General features: G+C 41.3%; 15 protein-coding genes and 1 pseudogene. 12 read left to right on the top strand and 4 right to left on the bottom strand.

Annotated elements, in window-relative coordinates; translation table 11 throughout:
* Complete coding sequence (locus BN2628_RS01810; protein WP_044230848.1) at positions 1 to 726, top strand: hypothetical protein; 726 nt, start codon at positions 1 to 3, stop codon at positions 724 to 726.
* A gap of 42 nt (positions 727 to 768) precedes the next feature.
* On the opposite strand, the gene BN2628_RS01805 is transcribed toward BN2628_RS01810, so the two are convergent.
* From BN2628_RS01805 to BN2628_RS01795, 3 genes are all read right to left on the bottom strand, one after another.
* Positions 769 to 1,101: a helix-turn-helix domain-containing protein gene (locus BN2628_RS01805; RefSeq protein ID WP_005645903.1), complete on the bottom strand. Its 333-nt coding sequence runs from the start codon at positions 1,099 to 1,101 to the stop codon at positions 769 to 771.
* A gap of 149 nt (positions 1,102 to 1,250) precedes the next feature.
* Positions 1,251 to 1,892, bottom strand: coding sequence for an RteC domain-containing protein (locus BN2628_RS01800; RefSeq protein WP_044230849.1), 642 nt, complete (start codon positions 1,890 to 1,892; stop codon positions 1,251 to 1,253).
* Between the two features lie 29 nt (positions 1,893 to 1,921).
* On the bottom strand, positions 1,922 to 2,413 hold the full coding sequence (locus tag BN2628_RS01795) for a hypothetical protein (protein WP_044230850.1): 492 nt from the start codon (positions 2,411 to 2,413) through the stop codon (positions 1,922 to 1,924).
* Positions 2,414 to 2,566: 153 nt separating this feature from the next.
* On the opposite strand from BN2628_RS01795, the pseudogene BN2628_RS01790 reads away from it, so the two are divergent.
* From BN2628_RS01790 to BN2628_RS01775, 4 genes and pseudogenes are all read left to right on the top strand, one after another.
* Positions 2,567 to 3,210, top strand: a pseudogene (locus tag BN2628_RS01790) (response regulator transcription factor).
* Positions 3,211 to 3,277: 67 nt separating this feature from the next.
* Positions 3,278 to 4,678: an AlbA family DNA-binding domain-containing protein gene (locus tag BN2628_RS01785; RefSeq protein ID WP_044230852.1), complete on the top strand. Its 1,401-nt coding sequence runs from the start codon at positions 3,278 to 3,280 to the stop codon at positions 4,676 to 4,678.
* Positions 4,668 to 5,276, top strand: coding sequence for a hypothetical protein (locus BN2628_RS01780; protein WP_055095771.1), 609 nt, complete (start codon positions 4,668 to 4,670; stop codon positions 5,274 to 5,276). Before BN2628_RS01785 ends, BN2628_RS01780 begins: the two co-directional genes overlap by 11 nt.
* A 2-nt stretch (positions 5,277 to 5,278) precedes the next feature.
* Positions 5,279 to 6,064, top strand: coding sequence for a Kiwa anti-phage protein KwaB-like domain-containing protein (locus BN2628_RS01775; protein ID WP_055095769.1), 786 nt, complete (start codon positions 5,279 to 5,281; stop codon positions 6,062 to 6,064).
* A gap of 732 nt (positions 6,065 to 6,796) precedes the next feature.
* On the opposite strand, the gene BN2628_RS01765 is transcribed toward BN2628_RS01775, so the two are convergent.
* Complete coding sequence (locus tag BN2628_RS01765; RefSeq protein WP_044230873.1) at positions 6,797 to 7,675, bottom strand: AraC family transcriptional regulator; 879 nt, start codon at positions 7,673 to 7,675, stop codon at positions 6,797 to 6,799.
* A gap of 118 nt (positions 7,676 to 7,793) precedes the next feature.
* Here BN2628_RS01765 and aroE point away from each other — a divergent pair, with 118 nt between their 5' ends.
* The 7 genes from aroE to BN2628_RS01730 all read left to right on the top strand — a co-directional run bounded on the left by aroE (position 7,794) and on the right by BN2628_RS01730 (position 16,115).
* Positions 7,794 to 8,681 (top strand): shikimate dehydrogenase, encoded by an 888-nt coding sequence (gene aroE, locus BN2628_RS01760; RefSeq protein ID WP_044230874.1) that lies wholly within the window; start codon positions 7,794 to 7,796, stop codon positions 8,679 to 8,681.
* Positions 8,682 to 8,685: 4 nt separating this feature from the next.
* A complete protein-coding gene (locus tag BN2628_RS01755; RefSeq protein ID WP_044230854.1) occupies positions 8,686 to 9,438 on the top strand; it encodes a sulfite exporter TauE/SafE family protein in 753 nt (250 codons plus the stop codon).
* A gap of 37 nt (positions 9,439 to 9,475) precedes the next feature.
* Positions 9,476 to 10,504, top strand: a complete 1,029-nt coding sequence (locus BN2628_RS01750) for an aldo/keto reductase (protein ID WP_044230855.1) — start codon at positions 9,476 to 9,478, stop codon at positions 10,502 to 10,504.
* An 11-nt stretch (positions 10,505 to 10,515) separates the two neighbouring features.
* Positions 10,516 to 11,019: a PPC domain-containing DNA-binding protein gene (locus BN2628_RS01745; protein WP_257606345.1), complete on the top strand. Its 504-nt coding sequence runs from the start codon at positions 10,516 to 10,518 to the stop codon at positions 11,017 to 11,019.
* A 6-nt stretch (positions 11,020 to 11,025) separates the two neighbouring features.
* Entirely contained in the window at positions 11,026 to 11,793 is a 768-nt protein-coding gene (locus tag BN2628_RS01740; protein ID WP_055095766.1) for a class I SAM-dependent methyltransferase, read from the top strand.
* A 177-nt stretch (positions 11,794 to 11,970) separates the two neighbouring features.
* Positions 11,971 to 12,372: a DUF2271 domain-containing protein gene (locus BN2628_RS01735; protein ID WP_257606344.1), complete on the top strand. Its 402-nt coding sequence runs from the start codon at positions 11,971 to 11,973 to the stop codon at positions 12,370 to 12,372.
* 680 nt (positions 12,373 to 13,052) lie between these two features.
* On the top strand, positions 13,053 to 16,115 hold the full coding sequence (locus BN2628_RS01730; RefSeq protein WP_055095764.1) for an Eco57I restriction-modification methylase domain-containing protein: 3,063 nt from the start codon (positions 13,053 to 13,055) through the stop codon (positions 16,113 to 16,115).

Here is a 16,115-nt window from a genome sequence, read left to right as displayed (position 1 = left end):
ATGGAAAATAACTTAATTTTGGAGGGGCTTCTCTCTATGGTTACGGAACTGAAAGAACGGCAGGAGAAGCAGGTAACGCCAGCCAGCCGGGAGGAAACGATTAACCGACTGGACGTTATCGAACAGCACATTTCGGAAATGCAGGGCAAATCCGGCATTACTGAAAACACGGTGCAGGAGATTCTAAACCAAATCGGCAGTATCGGAAAAGGGCAATTCGAGAACCAAAAACAAGACCTTGAAGATATAAAGGGGCTTATCGTGACCTCGCACCGATATTTTAAGGAGCGGTTAAAGGGGGTGTTCCCAGCTGATGATACACCGACCGGAGAAACAACGCCCGTTTCATGGTACGGCAAACTGATATACCGGGTAACTCCCTACTTGAAACCCAAGTTCTTTCTTCTTTCAGCAGGTTTTATTATCTGTATCACTTCGCTAATCTTGAATATTCGTTTTACGGAACGGATGCAACGGTTACAGGACAATGATATAAAATACCGCTATATCCTGATGAAAGGAAAGGCAGACAGCAGCAGCCTTGATTTGCTGGAAACGAAGTTCAGCCGGGAACGGGACAACGCTTTCATCCGAAGCCTGACCGATTCGGTGAAAGGCTTTGAATACCGCAGCAGGAAGCAGGCGGAAGCGTTGGAACGGGCAAGACTGTTAAACGAACAAGCCGAGCAGCTAAGGGAGCAAGCCGACAAGCTGGGCAAACCATAAACCCAAAGCGAAGCCGGAGCAGAACCGCCCCGGCTTTCTAATTCACTTCTTTTTCTTCGTGCAGTGTTCTTTCTCGAACTGGCGTAGCGTGGTGACGCTGAACCGTTCCTTGATAAACTCCCGGACATCGGAAGCCTTGTAGTAGACTTTTCCGCTGATTGTGAAGTACGGCAGCGCACCGATAGCCCGGTAGCGTTGCAGGGTCTTAATACTTACTTTGAACAGCAGGCACAAGTCCTGATTATCCAGCAGGTTGTCATCTTCGGGCAGCACCCTGTCGGCATTGCGCAGTACCCGTACATCCTTGCAGAGTTCTTCCAGTTTGGCGTACAGCTTCTGCATCCATACGCTGAAATCGTCATTATCTATATACATGATTGCTTCATTTTTCTGATTATACATTCTTGTCTGTCAATCGATTGATGAAGCAAAGTTCAGAAAACGAGAGCAAAGAAAATAAGGGAATGGTACATCCACTCCCCTATAAATTATTTATATCTCATTGATTATCAAATAAAAAATATTTAAAAATAATCGTAGCCATTGTCTTTACTCTTTTTAATAATAGCTAATTTCAACCTACCTAAAAAATCTGTGATTTTAGTAGGTTTTCGTTTAATAACTGCTATTTCTTTTTTGTATATATCACCAAAACTGATATTAAACATTTTCTCAAAAATATGTGATATATCACTTAGAAAAATATCCTTGTTATCAATGCGAATAATACCATCTTTGATATAAAAAATACCACAAACTAATTCCATTATATCTATAATATTAATTACCTCACTGTTTAAATAAAAGGGAGATTTCCAATCTGATTCAATATTAATGAAAAATTTGGGGTATTCCATTTGCCGATAGATTAGTTCTTGCTCCATATTTATTAAAGATAACAGTTTGTCAAGATATATAATTTTTAACTTGCTATTTTCCGTAGGTGAAGTTTCTTCTAAAGCCTTAATTGTACCAAAATCTATATAACTCATATTTAATTGCCTAATACGTGTTTTGTTATCATTTTCTTTATTAAGGTAATCGAATAATTCTTCTACAAATTCAAGATATGCAGCAGTAATAGATTCTATATCAGATTTTTCCTTTTGGAAAGGATGTTTTAATAATTTATATATCTGTTTTTCTGCTAAATTCCAGTTTGCCATAATTAACTTAAGTAGCTATCGTGAACATTTTATAAGTTCTTTGCGATTTTCTGCCATTTCTTTTGTCTGTGTTTATAAAAATAAAGAGTCCACCAAGCAACAAGCGGGGTTAGATAACCAGCATACAATTCAACACTATCGGTATATTTTGTAACATTTTCGGTAATCTTTTCCATTTGAATATAATGATTCCATATAGTTACTCTGTTATTATACTCATTTGAAACTATTTCTCTTGATTTTTTATCAATCTTAATTACGTTGATTGTATGTTTTCCAATAGGAATAAATCGATGAAGAAACATCTTAAAATAAAATGTTTCCCCCTCTTTCCAAACAGGAGGAATATTGCCATAAGATATAAAACTTGCTTTGGGTTTACAAATTTCTCTTAGCGTTTCAATATCTTGAATCTTGCACCAAATATTTTCAATGTCAGTTTCAAATACTGATGTCACTACAACTTTGCGACCCATAACTCTTTTACCTCTCCGTGTCACTAAACAAATCTTTTTTATCATATAGGAATAATTAAAACATTAAACATCTATTTACCTTACACTTATGCTCTTTTTATTAACTTTGTACAAAGTTAGATGCAAGATACTCTAAGGACAATAGTCATTTATAATGAGATGTAACCTAACTATCTAACAATAAACGTCATAGCAAGCATGATAATTAGTGAAATAGAAAAGAAAGTCATAAATATACTGCCAACATCAAGCATAGAGTTCGATGAAATTGATTATTTCATTCTTGAAAAGAGGAAAAATGATTGGATTAAACTTTCAGAAGTTACGCATAGTATCGTATTGGTATTTGATTGCTACACTAATAAATTCGTTTTTGTTTCTGATAATATTCCTAAACTATATGGGCTTGACTCCCGTAGGTTGTTTATTCATGGACATCAGCCAGTTATTGAGGTTATACATCCGGACGATATAGATTATGGNTTTGGCTTATGCTATCGGTTATTGATGTTGATGCAAGCCATGAATCGGAAATTATTAAAAGCCACCTATATAACTTTAAAACTGGAGAACAGATATTTATAGATTTATCTGATACACTGGATGAACCTTTGACAAACCGGGAATTAGAAGTTTTACGATTTATGAAGAAAGGCTTATTGAGTAAAGAGATAGCAGAAACATTGAAAGTTAGTATCAATACAGTGAATAGTCATAGACAGAATATATTACAAAAATTAAAAGCTAACAATTCGATTGAAGCTGTCAACTTCGCTCAAAGACTGGGTTTGTTCAATAAATACAGTATTGATAAAAGCGAAAAGAGGAATGTTTTGCCATAAATAAAATGAAACTAACAACTTACAATCGTAACAAATAACTATTTTTGTGGCACTATTATAAAAGTTCATGTTAAATACAGAAAACATACAATCACTCATTGATAGTGGAGAAGGCTACAATGTGGAATTTAAGGTTCGTGTTCCTTCAAAGGTTCGTGAACTGACAGAAGAAATATGTGCTTTTGCCAATGCAAACGGAGGATATTTGCTTATTGGAGTAGATGATAACGGACAAGTGGTAGATACTAACTTAGAAAACGATAAGCGTTCTGCCATTCAAGGTTCTATCAGCGAAATATCTCCTGCACTCCACTGTGAATTGTATTCCATAAATATTGGAGATAAAACTGTTTGGGTGATTGATGTTCCGTCCGGCAAGGATAAACCTTATATATTTTCCGGTTCTATCTATGTGCGTGAGGGGGCAAACTCACAGAAACTTCGCACAGCCGAAGAAATGCGCAGCTTCTTTCAGGAGTGTAACAAAATCTTTTTTGACCATATACCCTGCCATTGGTTCAATATTTACACGGATGCAGACGAACAGATGATAAAGAGTTTCCGAACGGAAGCCAAACTAAGTTCGTCCACACCCGACAAACAAATTTTTGAGAACTTGGAACTGTTTACTGAGAGCGGAACGGCAAAGAATGGAGCAGCGATGTTCTTCGGCAAACAACCTGAACGAAAGTTTCCACATGCTGTTACAAGATGTGTTCTTTTCAAGGGAACAAATAAAGTCTATATTATAGATGATAAAACTTTCGGAGGTTCATTGTACCAACAATATTTACAGGCTATGTCTTGGCTGGAAAGCAAACTGCAAGTAGCTTATAAAATAGAGGGTGCAGGACCAAGAGAGGAAATCTGGGAAATACCTCTGACCGTATTTAAAGAAGCCATTATAAATGCCCTGTCGCACCGTGATTATTACGAACAAGGCGCAAGCATTATGGTAGAAATGTTTGACGACCGGGTAGAGATTTCCAATCCCGGAGGACTTCTGCCTGTTGTGGCTAAAGATTTCGGGCATAAAAGCATGACACGTAATCCGCTAATTTTTGGTTTATTTACCCGTATGCACTTGGTTGAAAGAGTTGCATCCGGTATTCCTCGTATGCAGGAAGCCATGAGAGAAGCGAATCTGCCCGAACCGGAATTTCACACAGAGGGGATATTTACAGCAGTGTTCAAACGTAAAATCACTAACTCTGCCAACTATGACACAGTAAATGGCAGAGTAAATGACATAGTAAATGATACAATAAACGAGAATGAACAAGCTATTCTCAATCTGCTGGCAACCACTCCCGGTTTGAATGCTTCTGAAATCAGCAAGCATATCAACAAGAGTTTAAGAACGACTATGCGATATATCAAGGTTTTACAAGATAAAACCTTGATAGAGTTTAGAGGTGCGCCTAAAACTGGAGGATATTTTTTGAAAAACGAAACGTATGAGATATAAGAATAACGATTTAAAGAAAGGAGCTAAATTTGCTTTATTCGTATCTTCATATTTACCATTATTTATATTGGTAATACTCAGGCAACTTTCGGATAACTATAATTATCTCCATTGGGGTGGAATATCAATAAATAGTATTAAAATATTTCTATCTTTCTTTGGCTTATCAAGTGTACTAACTTTGGTCTCTATATTGGGAATTATCGGATTGCATAATACATTGAAAAATATTGAAGATATATCAGAAAATGGATTTAATGCGCAAATTATTGATATTAAGAATAAAAATAGTGAATCTATCGGATATATAGCAACTTATATAATTCCTTTTCTATTTCAAAGCCTTAATGGGTGGTATGAAGGGATTTCTATCTTATTTTTAATGGGTATTATATATAGGATATATATAAATTCATCAATGATATTAATAAATCCAATTCTTAGTTGTAAATATTCTATTTATGATATTGAGTATTCTAAGAACAAAAAAATAAAAAACGGATTTATCATATCAAAAAATAATTCGTTACAGGATGAAGATAAAATAAAATTATATGAAATAGGAAACAAGCTGTTTTTCGCAATAAACAAAGAATAAATATGATATTAGAAGATTTACTTGAGAGATTGGAGGATATAGAGGTTAGTGATACATATCTCTATTTTATAACGCGAGTTTTAAAACATAATCAGAAAAAAAATAGCAAAGTTCTGGATAAATATCTTTTTAAAGTATATCAAGTTGATATAAATGATGAAATCCGTAATCATTTATATTCCTTGACGCAAGAACAATTATCGTATCTCATTAATAAAAAAACTNATGAAAAAGACAGTAACAATCGGAAATGGATTCCTAAGGCACTAAGAACTGTCTTCAATACCAAAAGCCAAAAATTAGAGTTGATACAAGGAGAAACCGTCAATCTTGACAAACAAGTAGATTGTTTATATTATAATGATATTTTCTATATTGCTAAGAAAACTCAATTTGAACAGATAGTTGGATTGGAAGAGGAATATAAAAAGCAAGCAAAAGAAGTTTTAACTCAACTTGAAGAAACTAAGATGATTACAGGTTTAGAGATTATCAACCAACAAATTGAATCTAATCCATCAATCCATAAAAAACTGGTTCGACTTACCAAAATCGGGAATTACAAAGGAATTGACACCAAAGCCATAAACAAAATGCAACGGATTTGCAAGAAATATGGTAATCAATTGAATGTTAAGGATGGAAAACTCCATATAGAATCAGAAAATGATATAGATTTAACATTAAAGATGTTAGCAGACTACTATAAAAAAGGAGAAGTTTCCGGAAAAGCATATGGGACATATGCTGGAAAAGAAATAAAAGAAGTAAAACCTATAGAAAAATAACAATTATCTTCTATCTTTGCATTCAGAAATCGTACCCAAGATACAAACTGATGTCGAACGGTGCAAAGTTGTGAAAACCTTATTCAAGGGACTAACATCGTAATAAAGATATAACTTATTGAGAAATAGTGCTATACAAACCGTTTTTCGATTCCTGGTGGCACCACTTCAAAGAAAAGCAAAAGACAGTAAAATCCTGATTTCCAAACGGAATCAGGATTTTGTTTTCCGAGAGGACGCAAAAAAATGCGGAATATGGCCGCTTCCGGTGTTCCAGAAAGTAGAGCGGAAAAGGTGGAGTGCGAATCTCCACCGAACAAGATTGTTTATCTCTGATTTGCAATATTTTGCATATCAAGAAAGCGTGCATGGTTTCCTACTTTTGACCAACGAGAAAACGGTAGGGACATGAAAAGAAATTCATCCAAACTTCACCCCCATTTCCTCGAAAATCTCTTTCCGAAAAAACAATACTTCCATTGACGGTACGTTTTTTTTAACGTTGATACCCTGTTTTGGAAACAAAGCAAACGGACATTGTGCATCAAACAATGGATTGGCATAGTGATGGCAACTTGTAGCAGGAAATGGCGTTTTGGAAGTTACTCTGAATCAATCCAACAAAGTTTTAAAAAAAGCAAGTTTGTATTTCAGGCATACCCAAACAACCTGTTCCCATATATCAAGACATAGCGTAAGTTGTATACCATCGTTCACCACACTTAAGAATTCTCACAATTTTATCCGTGTCCTATATTCAGACGGTGTCTGTCTGGTAATTTTCTCAAATTGAGCGATAAAATGAGTGACACTATTATACCCCGATTCATACGCTATTTGCGAAACATTCATTTTTGAATAAGCCAGCAATTTGCATGCGTGTTCAATCCGTATCTCGGCCAAACATTGGAAAATGCTCTTATCCGTGCGCTGTTTGAAATACCGGCACAATGCCGTAGGATTTTGTTTGACAAACTCCGCTATCCCCCCCAACGTCACTTTTTCCTTGAAATGATTATAAAGATATGCATACACTTTATTGACAGGTTCCTTTACATCAGGAATATGATTCGCTTGATTATATGCAGTGTCGGAGAGTAATTTGAAATGCCGGCAGTCATGCAGTTTTTCGAGCATACGCAACAAGCAGACAAGACGTGAGGTATATTCAGAAGAATCAAACACCCGTACCATCCCCAGCATTTCATCAAACACACCCTCATCGTAGAAGCGGATTCCATATTGGCTTTTCTGCAGCAAATCGTAGATAAAACGATAATCCGGAATATCTTTCATATTTTCCGGAAACATATCCGGCCTGAACTGTATAGCCTCTCCGGCACTCCATTTATTATCTTGGCCGTTTGCGGATATAGGATGCAACTTGGAATCACACAAGTGAAGATGAGGCACATTGCTTCCGATGAGGGCGATATCCCCAGCTCTATATTCAGATACACCCTCACCGACAAACTGTTTTCCGTTGCCTTGGGTGAACAACATGATTTCAAACTCTACATGCTTGTGCAAAGGGAGTACGAAACGAGGATAAGAAATATGGCTGCATACTGTCGCTACGCCATGTATAATCTTACGTTCTAATATTGGCATACTTACGCTTTTTGTTCGATTGCAAATATAATAGATAATACTGCAAATATAACCGAACCATATTCCTTTTATTACTGTTAATTTTGCAGAGTCAAATGAAATGAAAAAGATCGGTATTATGAACATCAAGGAACAAAAGGCTTCTTCGCCGAACTTCCTGTATGAATTGCTTGGGTCATTTGCAAAACCTGCGGCCGAAAATCCTACCGCGGCCATTATGGAAGCTGCATTCCGCCACCACAAACTACATTATCGCTATATCAATTGCGAAGTAGGGCCCGATAATTTGCAGGCAGCCTTTGAAGGTGCCAAGGCAATGGGATGGCGGGGGTTCAACTGCTCAATCCCCAACAAAGTGGAAGTCATGAAGTACTTAGACAAGATTGGAGAGTCCGCACAGATTATAGGTGCGGTCAATACGGTCATAATCGACCCTGACGGGCAGACAACAGGTGAAAATACAGATGGAAAAGGATTTGTAAAAGCAATTTCAGAAATGACATCCATACCCGGCAAAAAGATTGTCATTTTCGGGGCAGGCGGGGCAGCCCGTGCGATAGCTGTAGAGATGGCATTAGCCGAAGCAGAAGAAATCACCATACTGAATGTGAGTGAAAGAGGAAAATCATTGGCCGACCTACTGAACAACCGAACACCGGCAAAAGCTTCATTCCGGCCATGGAACCGTACATTCAGCATTCCCTCCGATACAGACATAGTAATCAATGCCACCCCCGTAGGCCTGTATCCTGACATTGAGCAACGCCTCAATATTCGCGTCGACACATTACGGCCACAGATGATAGTCGCAGATTGCATCCCTAATCCCGTTTATACACATTTACTAAAAGATGCCTTGGCAAACGGATGCAAGCAAATTCTTCCCGGAATGAACATGCTTATTTACCAAGCAATGATAGCCATAAAATACTGGACAGGGAAAGACGTCGATACCGATATCATGAAGCAAGAACTGATGAGAGTCTTAGGATTGCTAAAACAGTAAAGCAATGGACCTTTCCACATGGATACAATCCCCCTCTGATTGGGGAATGCTTTTCCTTTCGGCGACACTCATAGGAATGTCGAAAACCGGTATCCAGGGTATCAGTTTGTTGGCAGTGCCGCTGATGGCAATAGCTTTCGGAGCAAAACCTTCCACCGGGCTGATACTTCCTATATTGTGCGTGGCAGATTTGATAGCCGTACTCTACTACCGCAGCGTCGCGGAATGGAAATATGTTTTCAAACTGCTTCCGGCCGCTTTGGCAGGTTTTGTCCTGGCCCTGTTTGTAGATAAGATAGTACCACCTGCCGAGTTCAAACATCTGATGGGAGGATGCCTTGCCGTGGTATTGCTTATTATGTTTTGGCCAGAATGGAAAAGAAAAGAAAACAAGCTTCCGTCTTGCTGGTGGTATGGTCCGCTTTTCGGCCTTTTGGGCGGTTTCACTACCATGATAGGAAATGCCGCAGGGCCGGTCATGGCTATATACCTCCTGTCCGTCAAGATGCCTAAATACAGCTTTGTGGGAACCAACGCATGGTTCTTCCTGATGATAAACTACCTGAAAATCCCCGTTCAGGCACTGGCGTGGAACAATATCACGGCCTCATCACTCCTCCTGGATACCTGTGCCGTGCCTTTCGTCCTATTAGGCGGCATGTTCGGCATTCTGCTGGTCAAACGACTGCCTGAAAAGGGATTCCGCTATTTCACGACTGCCGTCACCTGCGTGTCGGTACTTATGCTCCTCATATGAAACCATCGGATTATAAAACATTTAAATACTTGTCATTATGGAATATCGCAGACTGAACGGCTCGGGACTTTTCGTCCCGGCATTGACCCTGGGAACAGGAACATTCGGCGGCACCCACGGCTTCGAAGGCTGGGGCCATACAGGAGTGGCAGAAGCCGCCCGCATGATTGATATATGCCTGGAAGCCGGACTGAATATGTTTGACACGGCAGATATGTATTCGCGCGGACTTGCCGAGGAGATATTGGGCAAGGCGGTTGCAGGAAAACGCAACAGGGTGCTCATAGCCACCAAAGGCACCTTCCCCATGGGCGAAAGCCGCAATGAGGAAGGTGCTTCACGCTTCCACCTGATAGAAGCATGCGAGGCGAGCCTGAGACGCCTTGGCACAGACCACATCGACCTCTACTACATCCACGGATTCGATGCCAACACACCCGTGGAAGAAACGCTCCGGGCGTTGGACGACTTGGTGGCAAGCGGCAAGATACGCTACATAGGTTGCTCTAACTTTTCCGGCTGGCAACTGATGAAGTCGCTTTCAGTGTCCGAAAGGCGCGGATGGAGCCGGTACGTGGCCCATCAAGTATATTACTCGTTGCTGAACCGCGATTTTGAACGGGAACTGATGCCGCTCGGCATAGACCAGCAAGTAGGTACCGTGGTCTGGAGCCCGCTGGCAGCCGGACGTTTGGGAGGACGCTACCGCAGGAACAACCCCGCGCCGCAAGACGGAAGAGTGGCTCGTGGCGGTGCACCCGTAAGGGATAATGTCGTGTCCTACGACCGTCTGTATGATATAATAGACGTATTGGACGAACTGGCAGCGGAAACGGGAAAGTCCGTGGCGCAAGTCGCCCTGAACTGGTTGCTGCAACGCCCCACAGTATGCAGCCTTGTCATCGGAGCCAATTCCGAGGAACAGCTCCGCCAGAACCTCGGCGCGGCAGACTGGAAGCTTACGGCAGAGCAGATACAACGCCTCGATGCCGCCGGCAAAACAGAGAAACCTTATCCTTACTGGCATCAAGACCAGCGGCCCGAACTTTCGACACAAGTATTCTGATGGAGAATGTTATGGAAAAACTATGGCTTATCATGCTGTTTGCCGGGCTATTGATTGCTCCGGCAAACGCACAAAACGAAAAAAATATGTACTCATACAAAAAAATTGGCAACAGATACATTGTCAGCATCGACAATCACGCAGAAATCGTAAATGCACTGAATGCTTTCTGCAAGGAGAAAAAAATCCGGTCGGGCTCTATCAGCGGTATCGGAGCCATCGGAGAACTTACCCTCCGTTTCTTCAATCCGCAGACAAAAGCTTATGAAGACAAAACATTCCGGGAGCAAATGGAAATCTCCAACCTTACGGGAAATATATCAACCATGGACGAGAAAACATATCTCCATCTGCATATCACCGTAGGGCGCAACGATTATTCCGCCTTGGCAGGACATCTGCTTGCCGCTACTCTGAACGGAGCCGGAGAGTTTGTCGTGGAAAATTATGGCGAACAAGTAAAGCGCGTATACAATCCAGACTTGGGATTGAATATTTATGATTTTGAAAAATAAAAACCTATGAACATAGACTGGAATGCACAAGAATACCTCCAAGACTTTTCATTCGTACCCCGGTACGGAGAAGACGTGCTGAACCTTCTGGACGCACATGCCGGGAGCCATGTCATAGACTTGGGCTGTGGAAACGGAATGCTGACAAAACGTTTGTCCGAGATGGGACTGAACGTTACAGGCATTGATGCTTCAGAAGACATGCTTGGCATAGCCCGAAGCCGTTATCCTGAACTGGCATTCATAAAATCGGATGCATTGGACTTCACTCTGAATCAACCGGTGGATGCCGTCTTTTCCAATGCAGTCTTCCACTGGATCGACGAGAACAAGCAACCGGTTCTTTTAAGACAGATAAACCGCGCCTTGAAGCCCGGCGGTGAACTGGTATGCGAATTCGGAGGCAAAGGATGCACGGCAACAGTGCATGGAGCCCTGCGGCAAAGTTTCCGCAAGAGAGGAATGGAATATGACTTTCCCTTTTATTTCCCGACCATAGGCGAATACGCCACCTTGTTGGGACAGAACGGGTTCAAAGTAGTCTACGCCTTGCTATTCGACCGCCCCACAGCCTGCAAAAACGGCGAGCGCGGTTTGAGGAATTGGGTAAAGATGTTTGACAAGCAAGCGTTCCGCACGGTAGACACGAACACGGAAAACGAAATCCTGTCTGAAGCAGAGCAGTCATTGAACGGCATCCTGTTCAATAACGGGAGCTGGCACATCGATTATGTACGAATCAGGCTGAAAGCCATTAAAGAACATGACATATGAAACAAGTTGTATTTATGCTGATTACACTCGCATCTGCCTGTACCGCACTATACAAGTGCAATCATTTAAGAGCAGAAGAAACACCGACCGCCGACCGTGGAGAAGAACGGTTGGAGATTTCCTTCCGATTCCACCGGGGCGGCATTGCTTCCAGCCAATACGCCATTTGGATAGAAGATGCGGCAGGGCGGTTGGTACGCACCCTGTGCCACATCGTTTACGGCAAAAGGCGGATACGAATACCGGAAAGATGCCCTTCCGCTTTGGGTAAGCAAGGCGAAGCCCCAAACCATCCCTTCCGCACAAGTAGATGCCATAACGGGAGCGACACCCCGGAACGGTATCATTACCTACCAATGGGATGGGACAGACGATAAAGGCAACCGCGTCCCTCCGGGAAACTATACGTTCTTTCTCGAAGGCACGCTGTACTGGAAAAGCAGGGTCATATATTCCGGAGAATTAGTTTGGGGAGGCAAAGGACAAGATTCCATACCTATAAAAAAACGATATTTCAATCAATCCAAAACCAATGAGGATATGATTACAGAATTAAAAGCATGCCATATCAAAAAATAAAGATGAAACATATTATCAAAACATTGATTCTTGCCGGGCTGAAGTCTGCGTCATCCATACGGCCGCTAATAGAAAGATTCCTTAAAGCTATTTCATCAGCTATTCTCCGGCGAGTTACAATCGCATACCCAAAATGTTCTGCTATTTGGGTTTAGTAACTCTGGTGAAAAAAATTCTTTGGGCAGATTTTTAGTGAACTTTGTTTGTAAAACAATTCAATTCACTGACTATCAATAAATAAAATTCAGACAGATTCTAAATAAAGACATTCGCAGAATGTGTCACACGATTTAGGGTATTATCGTATATAGTCACCTAAAATTATTACGAGTATCATTTTTATTTGAATTCATGTTTACCTTCCATGATTATTTAACTATATAGCCATGCCCCCAATTCATGGGAAAAAACAACTTGCAGCATTCATCCGACAGCCAATTCACTTTGCCCTTACGGTGACATTCTTTTGTGACACATTTTCATCAGATAGCTTTGAGTTGTTAGAGCGGCCCTTTATAATATTTAGGCGTTTGTCAAAGATATTTTGTTCGGCCATACCTGTATGCCACGAAAATCTTTTCGTGGTAGCCCAATTGCCTCATAACCCCTCGATATTCTGCTTTCCAAACCTGCTGAATCTCACGAATTCTTCCTATCTTTGTAGAAGAAAACAAAATGGCATGGGAAAATCGTTAAACCAATTTCTGTCTCAGTTGAACATCGGAGAAGCCGTTTCCTTCAAAAAAGAAAACGGGACATACTCCCCCACCATACATTTCGACATACAGAACAAATTAAGCCTCATCGACCCCGATGCCATATTCATCTATAACAACCAGCCGCTCATACTCTTCTTTGACCTGTCGGGCAACACCGATACGAAAAGAGAAGAAGACATTCATAAAAAAGTCTGGTCGTTCGACTACTCCCCCATAGCCTTTGTCATCAAAAACCGGGAAATAAAAGTATACAATGCGCTCAACTACATAAAAGACAAGCGCCGCCTGGAAGAACTGCATCTGACAGACGAAGAAATTACCAGGAAATTCTCATTCTGGAACATCCAAAGCACCGGAATATGGACATGGTTCCAAAAAGAATACATCGAGCCATACAAAAAGAAAGGCATAAAAAAGCGCGTCAACGAACGCCTTTTCCAGAACATAAAAGACATCAGGAATGCATTGGCCGACAAAGAAAACGACCCCGAAGGCAGCATCCCGAACTCCCTCATCCTCAGGCTGATTTTTATCAGATACCTCATTGACAGGAACATAAACATCGATACCCGATACATAACAGGAGACGACATACCCGCAAGAAGATACAGCTTCAGCAACCTGATTCAAGAACCAGACAAGCTATTCGAACTATTCGCCAAATTGAACGACAGGTTCAACGGAGTCCTGTTCAAAGACGTAGACATCAAGCTCACACACGAACAAGCATCAGCACTATCCGACATATTCAAAGGAGAAACACCCGAAAAAGGCACCCTCTTCTACGGAAGCGATTTCTACTTCGAAATATTCGATTTCTCCATAATCCCCGTAGAAGTCATCTCCGGAATCTACGAGTCCCTGATCGACCCCGAGACAAGAGACCTGCAATCCGCAGTATATACACCCTCATTTTTGGTAGAATACATACTCCACGACACCATCGACGCATATCTCTCCCAAAACGACACATCCGAATGCAAAATATTTGAAGTAGCCGTCGGTTCTGGCATCTTCTTAGTCCAATCCCTGAGAAGGATGATCGAAAAAGAAATAGAACTGCACGGCAACGACGATAAAAAGACATTCAGCGAACGCATCAGGAGTATAGCCAAGAACAACCTGTTCGGAATCGACATCAACAAAGAAGCCCTGAAAGTCACATGCTTCTCCATATACATCGCCCTGCTGGATTACCAAGAGCCGAAAGACATCAACACATGCCAATTTCCCAATCTGCTGGACGAGAACCTCTTCCATGCCAATTTCTTCGACACGGCCCATCCCTTCAACCAGGTAATCAACCGGACAAGGCCCCATTACATCCTGGGAAACCCGCCGTGGAAAAGCAACAAAGACCGCTTCCATCTCGAATGGCTGAAGTCGAACAAAAAAACCGTAGGACGGTTCGAGATAGCCCAATCCTTCCTCCTGCGGACAAAAGACTTCATGCACTCCGGCACAAAAGCCGCGCTGATTGTCACGAGCACCATATTTTACAACGTATCACAGACCACAAGACAGTTCAAAAAAGAATTTCTCACCACATACAACATCGACAAGTTCTTTGACCTGTCACCCGTAAGACGCCTGATTTTCGAAGAAAAAGACAGTCCAGCCAGTATCGTATACTACCAACTGTCCCACAACAACGATTACCTGAAAAACATCATCATACACCAATCCCTTAAAATCAACTACTTTCTCAAATACTTCAAGATGATACTCATCGAGAAATACGACCAGAAAAGCATCTGCCAACGATATTTCCTCGAATACGATTGGATGTTCAAAGTAGCCCTATACGGTAACATCCTGGACTTCAACCTGCTCAAAAAAATACAAAACAACAAGAAAAAAATAATCGACTACATAGACAACAAAACCATCTTCGCAGGAGCAGGCATACTCAAAGGCACAAAAGACGAATACGGGCCCTTCACACCGATCCTCGGCAAACCCGTCATCGAAAATGCAGACATAAAAAGATACTTCTCATACTCCCAAGACCCCTCCGGCAAAATAGAGAACGACGACATCTACATCAAAAGCGGAAGAATCAAAGGACTATACGAAGGACGACAGATTCTGATTAAAGAACAAGCCAAGAACGAATCAGAAATAGTCATCTCGTTGGCAGACAAAGAATACGTATTCCGAAAAGGAGTCTTCGCCATCAGCAGCACACACTCCCAAGACACCATCAAGAAGCTATACACATACCTCATCACCGACCTGTACCAGTACTATATCTATATGACATCCGGCTCGTGGGGAACCTCCACAAGGCCCCAAATCAGATGGAAAGAAGAGTTCCTGTCATTCCCCATAATCGATGCCGGCGAAAAAGAATCGGTCACCCTTGCAAGCAGCATAGACAGGCTCATCGGGCAATTCAAAGCAGGCGACACCGGATTCATGCAATCAGAACCCCGTATAAATCGCGAAGCCCTGGACACCATAAACCATACCATAAACCACATATACCGGATAAACGAATACGAAAAAGACCTCATCGACTACGTCCTGAAAATATCCAGATACCAGTTCCAGGACAGCAAGCAACATCTGGTCACAGACTTTACATTCAACAACAAATCCGATTACAGATACCAAAAAACAGTCCTTGAAAAATATGCAGAAGTATACATCCGCGAATTTCAGAAAATATACCCCGATGAGCATATCCAAGTCGAAATTTATCCCCTGAAGCACTTCATCGCGATGAATTTTATCTTTTCGCCCGAAGAAGCGACCGGCAAAATCACATATCCCCAAGACAAGAAAAACGAAGCAGAAGTCCTCGAAAAAATCGGCAACCTGAGCATATCGCAAATCACAAACACCGCCGACAAGGCCAAAAACCTGTTTATCCGGAAAGACATAAAAGGATTCGAACAAAACTCGTTCTATATCATCAAGCCGAACGAATACAAATGTTGGCACCGCGCTATGGCATGGTATGACGTCGCAGAGTTCAAAGCAGAGATTGAAAACGCAGAGTTGGACCAGTTAAACATGTAA

This window comes from Gabonia massiliensis (assembly GCF_001403595.1).
Taxonomy (GTDB): domain Bacteria; phylum Bacteroidota; class Bacteroidia; order Bacteroidales; family Coprobacteraceae; genus Coprobacter; species Coprobacter secundus.
This window is presented reverse-complemented; position numbering and strand designations above follow the sequence as displayed.

Bases quoted from the DNA above. Each gene is read 5' to 3' on its own strand.
- BN2628_RS01810 (WP_044230848.1), top strand. From the start codon at position 1: ATGGAAAATAACTTAATTTTGGAGGGGCTTCTCTCTATGGTTACGGAA.
- BN2628_RS01805 (WP_005645903.1), bottom strand. From the start codon at position 1,101: ATGTATATAGATAATGACGATTTCAGCGTATGGATGCAGAAGCTGTAC.
- BN2628_RS01800 (WP_044230849.1), bottom strand. From the start codon at position 1,892: ATGGCAAACTGGAATTTAGCAGAAAAACAGATATATAAATTATTAAAA.
- BN2628_RS01795 (WP_044230850.1), bottom strand. From the start codon at position 2,413: ATGATAAAAAAGATTTGTTTAGTGACACGGAGAGGTAAAAGAGTTATG.
- BN2628_RS01785 (WP_044230852.1), top strand. From the start codon at position 3,278: ATGTTAAATACAGAAAACATACAATCACTCATTGATAGTGGAGAAGGC.
- BN2628_RS01780 (WP_055095771.1), top strand. From the start codon at position 4,668: ATGAGATATAAGAATAACGATTTAAAGAAAGGAGCTAAATTTGCTTTA.
- BN2628_RS01765 (WP_044230873.1), bottom strand. From the start codon at position 7,675: ATGCCAATATTAGAACGTAAGATTATACATGGCGTAGCGACAGTATGC.
- aroE (WP_044230874.1), top strand. From the start codon at position 7,794: ATGAACATCAAGGAACAAAAGGCTTCTTCGCCGAACTTCCTGTATGAA.
- BN2628_RS01755 (WP_044230854.1), top strand. From the start codon at position 8,686: ATGGACCTTTCCACATGGATACAATCCCCCTCTGATTGGGGAATGCTT.
- BN2628_RS01750 (WP_044230855.1), top strand. From the start codon at position 9,476: ATGGAATATCGCAGACTGAACGGCTCGGGACTTTTCGTCCCGGCATTG.
- BN2628_RS01745 (WP_257606345.1), top strand. From the start codon at position 10,516: ATGGAAAAACTATGGCTTATCATGCTGTTTGCCGGGCTATTGATTGCT.
- BN2628_RS01740 (WP_055095766.1), top strand. From the start codon at position 11,026: ATGAACATAGACTGGAATGCACAAGAATACCTCCAAGACTTTTCATTC.
- BN2628_RS01735 (WP_257606344.1), top strand. From the start codon at position 11,971: ATGCGGCAGGGCGGTTGGTACGCACCCTGTGCCACATCGTTTACGGCA.
- BN2628_RS01730 (WP_055095764.1), top strand. From the start codon at position 13,053: ATGGGAAAATCGTTAAACCAATTTCTGTCTCAGTTGAACATCGGAGAA.